This is a genomic window from Candidatus Erwinia haradaeae, assembly GCF_900698965.1.
Lineage (GTDB): Bacteria > Pseudomonadota > Gammaproteobacteria > Enterobacterales > Enterobacteriaceae > Erwinia_E > Erwinia_E haradaeae_A.
On the sequence record NZ_LR217725.1, the window covers coordinates 190132 to 203456 of the forward strand.

Sequence of the window (13325 nt, forward strand, 5' to 3'; positions counted from 1 at the left end):
ATACGTGATAATGCGCGTATGATTAATGCTGTTTTAAGCGCAAGATACACAACTGATAAGATCTATCGCGCTGTATTTAACGTTAAAATCTAGCAGTTGTGATATTCCAATTAACCGTGGCATTATTATTGATTTCATAATGCTTGACAGTTAAGAATTCTTGACAGTTAAGGATGTTTCATGCCTTTTGTTACTATGCCTAACGGAAAAAAAAAGCTATTCAATGAGCCCGTTAGACTAATAGATATTGTTGAGGCTATGCACCCAGAATTAGCCAAGGTGTGTATTGCTGGACGTGTTAATAATCACATGATTGATATATCTGATCAGGTGACATCAGATTCGTTAATTATTATTATTACGGAACAAGATAAGGATGGTATTCAGATCATCCGTCACTCCTGTGCGCATCTATTAGGGCATGCAATAAAACAACTTTGGCCAGATGCTCAAATGGCTATCGGGCTAGCTATTGAAAATGGCTTCTATTATGATGTAGATATTGATCATCGATTGACAGAGGAAGACATCAAGCGCCTTGAACAACGCATGCACCAGTTAGCTGAAACAAATTATGATGTAATAAAGAAAAATATTTGCTGGCAGGAGGCGCGTCATATTTTTAGTCAATGCGGTGAAAACTATAAAATATCTATTTTAGATGAGGGCATTAGTCAGACTGCTAATCTAAATTTATATTATCACCAGCAATATGTCGATATGTCTCGTGGTCCTCATGTCCCGAATATAAGATTTTGTCATCATTTTACATTGCAGAAAATTTCTGGTGCATATTGGAGAGGCAACAGCAGTAATAAAATGTTACAGCGTATTTATGGTACTGCATGGGCTAATAGAACACAACTAAAGACATATCTTTCTTTTGTGAAAGACGCAGAGAGACGAGATCACCGAAAAATCGGGAAGCAACTGAATTTATATCATATCCAAGAAGATTCACCAGGTATGGTGTTTTGGCATCATGACGGTTGGAGGATTTTTCGTGAGTTAGAAAAATTTGTACGCAGTAGATTAAAAAAGTATGATTACCAAGAAGTGAAAAGTCCTTTATTGATGGATCGATACTTATGGGAAAAAACAGGGCATTGGGATAATTATAGAGACTCAATGTTTATTACATCTTCTGAGAATCGTGAATATTGCATTAAACCAATGAACTGCCCTGGGCATGTTCAGATTTTCAAGCAGGGTCTGAAGTCTTATCGAGATCTTCCGTTGCGCATGGCTGAGTTTGGGAGTTGTCATCGTAATGAACCATCTGGTTCTTTACATGGATTAATGCGAGTGCGTGGCTTTACACAGGATGATGCTCATATTTTTTGCACGGAAGAACAGGTTCGTAATGAGGTCAATGGTTGTCTTGAAATGCTATATGACATGTATAGTATCTTTGGTTTTAAAAAAATTTCAGTCAAGCTATCAACACGACCAGAAAAATTAATTGGTAGTTGCGCATTATGGGATCGATCAGAGTCTGATTTAGTATCTGTGTTAAAAGAGAAAAATATTGAATTTGAGTATCAGCCAGGGGAAGGCGCCTTTTATGGCCCTAAAATTGAATTTACATTACATGATTGTCTAGACAGGTCATGGCAGTGTGGTACTATTCAATTAGATTTTCTATTACCATCTCGTCTAAACGCATCATACATAGGAGCGAATAACGAACGTCAGGTTCCAGTGATGATTCATCGTGCGATACTAGGGTCCATGGAACGCTTTATCGGAATTTTGACTGAAGAGTATGCTGGATCTTTTCCTGTATGGCTGGCGCCATTACAAGTTGTGATTATGAGTATCACTCATAATCAAGGTCAATATGTTACAGAGCTAACATGCAAACTCAAAGATATTGGTATTCGAGTAAAAGCAGACTTGAGACACGAGAAGATTGGTTTAAAAATCCGTGAACATACTTTGCATCGTGTTCCCTATCTTTTAATTTGCGGTGATCAAGAGGTAGAAGAAGGTACGGTATCTATTCGTACCCGACTTGGAAATAACTTAGGTCGCGTAGATTTTCGCAGTTGGATGTTAAAACTACAAGGTGATATTCGCAGGCGAAATAATCTGCATTAATTGGAGGAGCACAGTATTAAAGGTGGAAAACGCGTTCAACCAGTGCGCCCAAATCGTATTAACTGGGATATTCGTGCTACTGAAGTTCGGTTAACAGGCATCGATGGTGAACAGATTGGCATTGTTAGTTTAACTGAAGCTTTAGAAAAAGCTCAATTAGCTGGCGTTGATCTTGTTGAAATTAGCCCAAATGCTGAGCCGCCCGTTTGTCGTATCATGAACTATGGAAAGTTTCTTTATGAAAAGAATAAATCGTACAAGGAACAGAAGAAAAAGCAAAAAATTATTCAAATCAAGGAAGTTAAATTCCGTCCTGGCACTGATGATGGAGATTATCAGGTTAAACTACGTAGTTTGATCCGTTTTTTAGAAGAGGGTAATAAAACCAAAATTACCCTCTGTTTTCGTGGTCGCGAAATGGCACATCAGCAGATTGGAATGGCAATCATCCATCGTGTCCGAAAAGCTTTGTGCGAAGATATAAATATAGCCATTGTCGAATCTTTTCCTATAAAGATCGAGGGTCGACAAATGATTATGGTACTTTCTCCCAAAAAAAAACAATAGAACAATAAGCTGTATATGAGACAATGCATGTGTATCATACTTAATGCTCTATTTGGTTTCTTTCGGGGGATTAAATGAAATGGAAATTTCAGATGCCTAAGATAAAAACTATACGTAGCGCAGCTAAGCGCTTTAAAAAGACCGCCTCTGGTAGATTTAAGCATAAACATGCTAACTTACGTCATATTTTGACTAAAAAATCAACTAAGCGTAAACGTCACTTACGCCCTATAACAATGGTCTCAAAAAGTGATCACAACCTAGTTATTTCTTGCTTACCGTACTCTTAAATAACTCTTAAGGTATTTTCCTCGATCATTGTATTTTTGTAGAAAAAGGGATAAATAGATACTTCATAGGAGAGCTACATGGCTCGTGTAAAACGTGGTGTAATTTCTCGCGCACGTCACAAGAAAATCTTACATCAAGCTAAAGGTTACTATGGTGCGCGTTCTCGAGTTTATCGTGTTGCATGCCAAGCTGTTATTAAATCTGGTCAATATGCTTACCGTGATCGCCGTCAGCGTAAACGTCAGTTTCGTCGACTATGGATATCACGTATTAATGCTGCCGCTCGCATGAATGGTATGTCTTATAGTGTTTTCATGAATAGTTTAAAACAGGCTTCAATTATTATTGATCGGAAGATGTTAGCTGATATCGCTGTATTTGATAAAAGCGTATTCTCTCAGTTGGCAGAAAAAGCAAAAGAATCTAGAGCGTTATCCTAAGACAGAACAAAGGAAAATATACTCCAGTGCTTATCATTCTCTGTAAGATAGCTCAATCATCACGCGCTAGCATTATAATCAGGCCTGTTTTGAATAGGCGGGTGCATTCAAGTGCACATTACCTCAATAGATCTGATGTAAAGTATCTTAGAGATGGGATTTATTTTTAATATACGCGACTCCTCTCTGACATTTGCAAGCTCATTTAAAGAGGCTTCCATATGAGATTTATCATTTTTAATATATTAAGGTCCAGTGATATCTGTATACCCAATATATCATAAATTATAGTCGGGTGGATTTTTATGTGGATAGCGTCAATATAAATCCACAGAGATCTTCAAATGACATTTGAATGTAGCGTCTCAGTTACCTCTCTATATACGTAATGTCCGTAATGTCTAATTATCTCAGGTTCCGAATATCACTATAGATTTATGCAGAATTATTATTACTATCACTTCTCTTCTATTTTGTATTCCTTATGTTAACGCCCAATTATCAGTGTTCTGAATATGCATAAAAGAGTGTCACACACTATGTATAGCACAAGGATAATTTTAGATGCTCTTCTTTAATTCATGGGTATTTTTATAACTTATCTACATTTATAGAGTTTTTATGTAAAACATCTTTATTTTATTTATATTTTATATGCTCATTAGCACATCAAATATATAGAGTCATTGCAACGCATGTTTATATGATGATTGAAGTTTTTATGCTTAAAATAGGCTTGCATTCTTTAATTAAATCAAATGATCTGCTTCCTGTGTTGTTGTAGAAGATCAAAATTCTTATTGTAACCTAGCAGAATAGATTAGATAACCATCACATATTATTGATATTCCTCTGTACGTGCAGGAACTGAAATTAGTGTAGTAGTTTTTGAAAAATTCCGGTGTTTTAAATACCGAAGCTATTTCTAGAAAACATTTTATCATCAGATTAATCAACATTGTATATAAGAATATATGCGTGCTATGCACGCTTTACAAATTATTAGATGATTATCTCAATGATTCAGATGTATATGCATAATATTAGAGGCATATCAGAGTTTTGTAATGTTAATAGATGTATAAGAAATAAAATGCCGTAGTATTTATTCTGTCACACCAGAATATGGATTCTATAATGTAAGCATTTATAATAACTAATAAAAAGGGACGGTATGGTAGATATTTTAGATTTAGTGACTCAGGCAAAAGCTGCCATAAGCAATGCTCAAGACATTTCTTCATTAGATTATGTACGAGTGCAATACCTAGGTAAACATGGACACCTTACGCTTAAAGCAGCAACCTTACGTAAACTACTAAGAGAAGAACGTTCATCACTAGGTCTGGAAATTAATAAGGCTAAGCAATGTGTACAAGATGCGCTTAATACGCAGAAAAAAATTCTCGAATCTCAAGCGCTGAACACACGTCTAATGGCAGAAACCATTGATATTTCATTACCTGGTCGCAGACGAGATCAGGGTGGTCTACATCCTATTACGCGCACTATGGATTGCATTGAATCTCTTTTTTGTGAGATAGGGTTTTCAGTCGTTACCGGTCCAGAAATTGAAGATGATTATCATAATTTTGATGCACTGAATATACCTAAATATCATCCCGCACGAAATGATCATGATACCTTTTGGTTTGACTCAACACGCTTATTGCGCACTCAAACCTCTGTGGTGCAAATCCATGCTATGAAAAATCAAGCACCACCAATTCGTATCATCGCTCCGGGCCGTGTGTATCGTAATGATCATGATCAGACTCACTCTCCCATGTTTCATCAGATGGAGGGTCTGCTTATTGATCATAAGATAAGCTTTGCCAATCTGAAAGGGATCTTGTTAGGTTTTCTCAAGAATTTTTTTAATAATGATATACAGATACGTTTTCGCCCATCTTATTTTCCTTTTACAGAGCCATCTGCTGAAATTGACGTAATGACTGAAAATGGAGCATGGCTAGAAGTTTTAGGCTGCGGCATGATCCATCCTAATGTGATGAAAACGATGGGTGTGGACCCTCATGCCTACTCTGGATTTGCATTTGGCATGGGAATGGAGCGTTTAGCTATGTTGCGTTACGGTATTAGTGATCTGCGTGTCTTTTTTGAAAATGACTTGCGTTTTCTTAAACAATTCAAATAAGGTGAAAATGAATGAAAATTAGCGAGCTCTGGTTGAGAGAATGGGTAAACCCTACCATTAATAGTCTGGAACTTTGCAATCAAATGGTTATGGCTGGCTTAGAGGTAAATAATAGAGAGCCAGTTTCTCCTAATTTTCATCGTGTTTTAATCGGTGAAGTAGTTAAATGTGTACGACATCCACATTCCAACACATTATATATCACAACAATAGATATAGGAGCTAGTAATGTATTAAATGTAATTTCTAGTGCAGTCAATTGTCGTCAAGGATTAAAGGTTGCTGTTGCACCAGTAGGTGCAATTTTACCCGGTCATTGTGCAATTCAAAAAACTAAATTACACGGAGAGATATCGGAAGGTATATTATGCTCATTTTCTAAACTAGGTATACCTATAGAACAAGAGGGCATTATAGAGCTACCTACCAATGCCTCTGTAGGGACAGATCTACGTCAGTATCTGCAACTAGAAGATCATATCATTGAAATTAGTATACCAGCGAATCGTGCAGATTGTCTAAGCATTATGGGTATCGCACGTGATGTTTCTGTTATAAGCAGAACACCGCTATATGAATCAAAGGTTACGCCAATATTTTCTGCTGTACCGAATTTGATTTCGATTCATGTTGACACACCGGAGGATTGTCCGCGTTATCTTGCTAGGATAATAAAAAAAGTGAATATCCAGGCCAGTACGCCTTTATGGATGCGGGAAAAACTACGTCGCTGTGGTGTTAATTCTCTGAGCCCAGTGCTTGATGTTACTAATTATGTTCTGTTAGAACTTGGTCAACCAATACATACTTTTGACCTCGAGAAAATTCAAGGTGACCTCAGTATTCGTTATGCCAAAAAAGGGGAGTCTGTAATCCATTTAGAGAATGGTACAGTTAGATTAGACGGTAACACTTTAGTTGTAGCAGATGAAGAAAAAATACTAGCAATTGCAGGTATTGCTGTTAGTAAGCATGCCAGTGTTACAATACAAACACAAGATCTCTTGCTTGAATCTGCATTTTTTAGGCCATCATCTATCGTTGGACGAGCGCGTCGCTATGGATTGCATAGTGATACCGGATCTCGTTTTGAGAGAGGTGTAGATTCAAAGCTCCAATATAAAGCTCTTGAACGTGTAACAAGTCTGTTACTAACAATTTGTGGTGGATCTCCTGGTCCAGTGATTGATATAACGCATGATAGCGCGCTACCATTGCCTAATATTATTAATCTCTATCGTAAAAATTTAGATCGTTTAATTGGTCATTGTATACCTCATAAAACAGTAACGGATATTTTAGAGCGTTTAGGATTTATGATTTTAACTAGACAAGATCATGATCACTGGAAAGTCATCGCACCAAGTTGGCGCTTTGATATTGCTATTGAGGTTGATGTAGTAGAAGAAGTGATGCGAATCTATGGCTACAACCAAATCCCTAACATGCCAGTACAAGCAAGTTTAGTGATGAGTCAGTATTGCAAAAAAGATTTTCCTCTACAACGAGTAAAAGAGCTTCTTATTGACAAGGGTTATCAGGAGGCAATTACTTATAGCTTTGTTGATCCGAAAATTCAGTCAATGCTTCACCCAAAACAAGAAGGTTTGAGACTGCTCCGTCCAGTGTCACGGGATATGTCGGTTATGCGATTGTCATTATTTAGTGGTTTATTGGGAGCAGTGCTATATAATCAGCATCGTCAACAGTCACGTATCAGGTTGTTTGAAAGTGGTCTGCGTTTTGTTCCAGACATAAGCGCACCATATAGTATTCGTCAAGAGTTAATGCTCTCAGGTGTTATTAGTGGCGATCGATACAGCGAACACTGGGATTTAGAGCGATCCGAGGTTGATTTTTATGATTTAAAAGGAGATGTAGAGTCTATTTTTGATATGCAGCATAAGCTGTATCAGATAAAATTTATTAGAGAACTTAATCCTGCGTTTCATCCTGGTCAATGTGCTGCAATGTATATCAATACAGATTACATTGGATGCATTGGAGTTTTGCATCCAGAAATAGAGCGAAATCTGGGTCTGAAGGGTCGAATCGTAGTTTTTGAGCTGATATGGAACAGAATTTTAGATTCTATTGTACCTCATGTGCTTCCTGTGTCGCGTTTTCCAGCTAATCGTCGAGATATTTCCATCGTAGTAGAAGAACATATACTGGCAGGAGACATCCTTAGAGAATGCAAAAAAGTTAGAGATAAATATATAATAGATGTAAATTTATTTGATGTATATCGTGGAAATAAAGTTGCGCCAGGTTTTAAAAGTTTTACCATTAGTGTTATTGTTCAGGCAACCACCCGAACACTTGAAGATTATGAGATCACTAATACTATTACAAAATGTATTGCTGCTCTAAAAAATCGATTTAATGCAAGATTAAGGGTATAAAAAAGATTATGATGAGTGGATATGATGCTTCTACTAGAAGCTATAATTTGGCTTTATCTAATGAATTGACCTAGATAGTAATCAAGACAATACTATAGAATGTGATTTTTGTTAAAAAACTCTGTTTTTGCATAAAACAGTGGATAGGTGAATCTGTTTATTTTTAGAGTTTAATATCTGTTATACACATTAAAAACCTGGAAAAGTCCTAAAATCATCCAGCTATATTTCCACTATAGCTCCCCGAGCTATTCTGTGTTTAGAAAACGAACAATTTTCAGTTACATACAAAGTACATCAAAATATACAGGTAACTAACACTCCACAAGCACATCACACAGTCAGTTGTTATTTCTATAGAGTAATGTTCTGTTGCATTCCCATTTCTGTGCGTTTAGAGCGTAAACGCGTAGATAATGTATAGCAATAACTATAATAGTTATTTTAAGATCTAACGTTGAGCTCAAAAGTCACTGCCCGCTGCTAGGTCCACCTAACGCAGTGAGCTTGTATTAAGAGAATAAAATATATGATCACATTATCAATCCTTAGTATTACGTTTATTTTGTATAGGTAATGTAGAATTGTAGGTTATTCATAAATTAGAATAACGTTCTTCTAGAACGGATAGTATTTTCTGTATATAGATACTTTATGAAGATCCATGGCCTTGCCTATTAATATATATTAATGCTTTATCAATACGTGATAAACAGCGCTGTTGACCAATAGTATACAGAGTAACATCTAAGGAAGGAGACTCTGATGATCCAGTGACAGCAATACGCACCGGCATCCCTAAAGTACGTATACCGCCAACTAGTTCGTTAGAAGCGGCATGAATGGCATTCCCTATTTCTGTTGGTGTCCAATTTATTATTGCAGCTAACTTGAGACGTATACCTTCTAGTGATTTTTTAGAAGACTCCGCTTGATTATAAAAATATTTTTTCGCTGCACCTGCGTCATATCCCTGAAATTCTTCGTAGAAATAGCGACAAGTAGATGCCATTGCTTTTAATGTATTACAGCGATTACCCAGTAATTTTACTATATCTTCTGGTTTTGGACCGTTTTCGGTGTTAATCTTTTCAGATCTCATCTGCCATTGAAGATGGGTCTTGATATATTCCGGGGCAAGATGATTAATATAGTGCTGATTGAGCCACTTTAATTTTGTAACATTCATAGTACTAGGAGATTTACTGAGTCCCTCTAATGTAAATAGCTGTTGCATTTCATTGAGGTTAAATATCTCGCGATCACCATGAGACCATCCAAGTCGGACTAAATAATTAAGTAATGCTTCTGGCAAATAACCTTCATTTCGATACTGAGTTACTCTTAAATCCCCTTTTCTCTTAGATAGTTTTTTACCATCAATATCTAATATCATGGATACATGTGCATACACAGGAATGGTAGCGCCAATAGCTTTTAAGATGTTGATTTGACGTGGAGTATTATTTATGTGATCTACTCCACGAATGACATGGGTTATATCCATGTCCCAGTCATCAATCACTACACAAAAATTATAGGTTGGAGACCCATCACTACGACGAATAATGAGATCATCTAGCTCTTGATTATTAAATTCAATACGACCATGGATTTTATCATAAAAGATTACAGAGCCCTCTTCTGGGTTCTTAAAGCGCACTACATATGTGTTATAATCTATCGGTTTTGTATTGTCATCACGACAATAGCCATCATAGTGTGGTTTTTGCCCAATAGCCATTTGATTTTTGCGAAGGGCATCTAGTCGTTTTTTTGAACAATAGCATTTATATGCAGTATTAGCTTTTAACATTTGCTTAATAATTGCGTTATAACGATTTAAACGTCTCGTCTGATAATGCGGTCCTTCATCCCAATCAAGATTAAGCCAGCGCAAATCTTCTATGATGGCATCACTCGAGCTTTGATGAGATCGCTTTAAATCAGTATCTTCTATGCGCAACACAAATTTACCATTATGGTGACGAGCAAATAACCATGAATATAGGGCAGTACGCGCGCCGCCAAGGTGTAGGTCTCCTGTGGGGCTAGGAGAAAATCGAGTTCTAATTTTCATGTAATCAATACCTGCTACAATTAAAAATATACTCTATAATAAGTATAGAGTCATACAAAGATGCTATCACATCTTTGTATTGGTACCCATGTCATTTAAGGTGAAGACAGTGAATTTTATCTTACAATGTTATTTTAGGGTTGACTGATTGCAAAGATTTTTAGGGTTAGCGTGTGTTTAGAAATGATGTGCTGTAATAGACAGAAAATCACATGATTTATTAGTGGAACGCTGATTATTCGTCTATACCTAATGTGGTATACTGCACTATCTTTGCATAACAAATTAACACAGAAAGGAAAGTTCGTCCATGAATGACTTTGCCCGTGAAATTAGATCGGTTGATATTGCAGAAGAATTAAAAAACTCTTATCTAGATTATGCTATGTCGGTTATTATTGGTCGCGCTTTACCAGATGTGCGTGATGGCTTAAAACCAGTGCACCGTCGTATCTTGTACGCTATGCACATTCTTGGTAATGATTGGAATAGGGCCTATAAAAAATCCGCGCGTATTGTTGGTGATGTGATTGGTAAATATCACCCACATGGTGATGTTGCCGTATATGATACAATTGTCCGTATGGCGCAGTCTTTTTCGTTACGTTATACTTTAATTGATGGTCAGGGAAATTTTGGTTCTATTGATGGGGACCCTGCTGCCGCGATGCGTTATACAGAAGTTCGCATGTCTAAAATAGCGCATGAGATTTTAGCAGATCTTGACAAAGAAACTGTAGATTTTATGCCTAATTATGATAGCACGGAAGAAATACCAGAAGTAATGCCAACACGCATCCCAAACTTATTAATTAATGGTTCTTCAGGGATTGCCGTTGGTATGGCAACAAACATTCCGCCGCATAACCTAACCGAGGTAATTAATGGTTGCCTCGCATATCTTGACTCTGAGAGTATCACTGTTGAAGCGTTAATGCAGTATATTCCTGGCCCAGATTTTCCCACCTCTGCTATTATTTATGGACATAAAGGTATTCATGAAGCCTATCATACAGGACGTGGAAAAATTTATATGCGGGCTCGTGCTAGAATTGAGGTGAATGCTAAAAGTAGGCGAGAAACTATCATTATACACGAACTGCCATATCAAGTAAATAAAGCGCACCTTATTGAGAGAATTGCAGAATTAGTTAAAGAAAAACGACTAGATGGAGTCAGTGCTTTGCGTGATGAATCTGACCAAGAAGGTATGCGTATTATAATAGAAGTGAAACGTGATGCACTGAGTGAGGTAGTATTAAATAACTTGTATTCTCTAACACAGATGCAAACGTCTTTCTGTATTAATATGGTTGCGTTACATCACGGTCAACCAAGGCTGATGTCACTCAAGGATATTGTGGCAGCCTTTGTGTCGCATCGCCGAGAGATAATCACACGTCGTACTGTTTTTGAGTTACAAAAAGCACGTCATCGAGCTCATATTCTTGAAGCTTTAGCGTTAGCGTTAGCGAATATTGAATCTATGATTCAGTTGATTCGTGGTTCAAGTACACCAGAAAAAGCAAAAGAAAAGCTTATGGAGAATGCCTGGGAAATTGGAAGTGTTTCCTATATGTTAGCCTCTGTGGGTACTAATATCAATGATCCGATATGGCGAGAAAAAAAGAAATATCTTGCTTCTGGTAGATATTCTTTAACTGCTGATCAAGTTCAGGCGATCCTAGATTTACGGCTTCAAAAAATAACCAGCCTAGAGCATACAAAATTGCTTGAGGAGTATATAAGTTTATCAGACTACATTGATAATTTAATGTCTGTTTTACAGAGCCCAAAAAGATTAATAGAAGTCATCCGTGAAGAACTCGAATTCATTCGAGATAAATTTGGAGACCAACGTCGTACTGAAATTGCTATACACAGTGCCAGTATAAATCCTGAAGATCTCATTACCCAAGAAGATGTAGTCGTGACCTTGTCATACCAGGGATACATTAAGTATCAACCGTTAGCTTCTTATGAAGCTCAGAGACGAGGTGGAAAAGGAAAGTCAGCAGTCTGTATTAAAGAAGAAGATTTTATTGATCGCCTGTTGGTGGCAAATACACATGATACTATCTTATGCTTTTCTAGTCGAGGTCGCTTGTATTGGATAAGAGTTTATCAATTACCAGAAGCGAGTCGTGGGGCGCGTGGTCGCCCAATTGTTAACTTATTACCTTTAGCAATGAATGAGCGGATTACTGCTCTTTTACCTATACACGCGTACGTTCAAGAATGGAATATCTTTATGGCCACTGCTAGCGGAACTGTAAAAAAATCAGCATTGACTGAATTTAGCCGACCTCGTAGTGCTGGTATCTTTGCTGTTAATCTTCGTGATGATGATGAACTTATTGGTGTGTCGCTCACCAATGGTCATGATGAGGTTATGTTATTTTCTTCTGGAGGGAAGGTGGTGCGTTTTTCTGAAACCGAAGTTCGTACTATGGGGAGAGCGGCTTCTGGAGTGCGAGGTATTAAGCTAGCCAATGACGATAGGGTGGTGTCCTTGATTATTCCGCGAGATAACGGTGCAATTATGACAGTGACTCAACATGGTTATGGAAAACGCACAAGAAATATTCAGTACCCTATTAAGTCACGTGCCACACAAGGAGTAATATCCATCAAGGTATCGGAAAGAAATGGGTCAGTGATTGGGGCCGTTCAAGTGATGGATGGAGATCAGATCATGATGATTACTGATGCGGGTACTCTAGTACGTACACGAGTGTCTGAAGTAAGTATGATCGGTCGAAATACTCAAGGTGTAATTTTAATTCGCACTGCTGTAGATGAGAATGTAGTAGCCCTGCAGCGGGTGGCTGAAACCATTACAACAGCATCATTGTCTGCTCTTGAGGACAGGCGATTATCGAATGATAATGCTGAGTGCTCCCATAAGACGGTCTAATACGACAGATGGTACTCATAATAGAGAGTTTAGGACAACGGGGGATCACATTATTCTCTAATTAATATCTATATAAAGTGATAAAGTGGATAATTTAGTGGGATATTCCTAACCTTTCATATTCTTAACTGCATAATTTTTATGCAGTGCTTCTAATTCTGATCTGTTGATGGGATAGAAATGATATTATAATTAGTCCAATTATAATAGATGTCTATCATTGTTTGATTAACTAATGTCTATCAAGTCTTCTTATCGATCTAAAAAACAAGATATATGCATGTATAGATATCTAAATAGATTGTATAGTCTATATTTAATTTTTAATTTTAAATGATGTGTAGTACCTGATGTAACAGGTACTACA

8 protein-coding genes are annotated in these 13325 nt (G+C 37.1%); 7 read left to right on the plus strand and 1 reads right to left on the minus strand.

Translation table 11 applies throughout. The features are described from left to right. The first annotated feature begins 180 nt into the window (after positions 1-180). The 6 genes from thrS (at position 181) to pheT (ending at position 7961) form a co-directional block, all read left to right on the plus strand. Positions 181-2100 (plus strand): threonine--tRNA ligase, encoded by a 1920-nt coding sequence (thrS, locus tag CIPSTX3056_RS00595; RefSeq protein ID WP_072666038.1) that lies wholly within the window; start codon positions 181-183, stop codon positions 2098-2100. Positions 2101-2115: 15 nt separating this feature from the next. Continuing rightward, the gene (infC, locus tag CIPSTX3056_RS00600) at positions 2116-2667 is read left to right on the plus strand and encodes a translation initiation factor IF-3 (protein ID WP_072666516.1); all 552 of its coding nucleotides are present in this window, start codon (positions 2116-2118) and stop codon (positions 2665-2667) included. A 92-nt stretch (positions 2668-2759) separates the two neighbouring features. Then, complete coding sequence (rpmI, locus tag CIPSTX3056_RS00605) at positions 2760-2957, plus strand: 50S ribosomal protein L35 (protein ID WP_072666515.1); 198 nt, start codon at positions 2760-2762, stop codon at positions 2955-2957. A 78-nt stretch (positions 2958-3035) separates the two neighbouring features. Beyond that, positions 3036-3398 carry a 50S ribosomal protein L20 gene (rplT, locus tag CIPSTX3056_RS00610; protein WP_072666039.1) on the plus strand — a complete coding sequence of 121 codons (363 nt, stop codon included), beginning with the start codon at positions 3036-3038 and terminating at the stop codon, positions 3396-3398. 1174 nt (positions 3399-4572) lie between these two features. Continuing rightward, positions 4573-5556: a phenylalanine--tRNA ligase subunit alpha gene (gene pheS, locus CIPSTX3056_RS00615; protein ID WP_072666040.1), complete on the plus strand. Its 984-nt coding sequence runs from the start codon at positions 4573-4575 to the stop codon at positions 5554-5556. An 11-nt stretch (positions 5557-5567) separates the two neighbouring features. Next, complete coding sequence (pheT, locus tag CIPSTX3056_RS00620) at positions 5568-7961, plus strand: phenylalanine--tRNA ligase subunit beta (protein WP_072666041.1); 2394 nt, start codon at positions 5568-5570, stop codon at positions 7959-7961. Between the two features lie 652 nt (positions 7962-8613). Here pheT and gltX read toward each other — a convergent pair. Continuing rightward, positions 8614-10041 (minus strand): glutamate--tRNA ligase, encoded by a 1428-nt coding sequence (gene gltX, locus CIPSTX3056_RS00625; protein WP_072666042.1) that lies wholly within the window; start codon positions 10039-10041, stop codon positions 8614-8616. A gap of 310 nt (positions 10042-10351) precedes the next feature. Here gltX and gyrA point away from each other — a divergent pair, with 310 nt between their 5' ends. Next, entirely contained in the window at positions 10352-12958 is a 2607-nt protein-coding gene (gyrA, locus tag CIPSTX3056_RS00630) for a DNA topoisomerase (ATP-hydrolyzing) subunit A (protein WP_072666043.1), read from the plus strand. Positions 12959-13325: the final 367 nt, after the last annotated feature.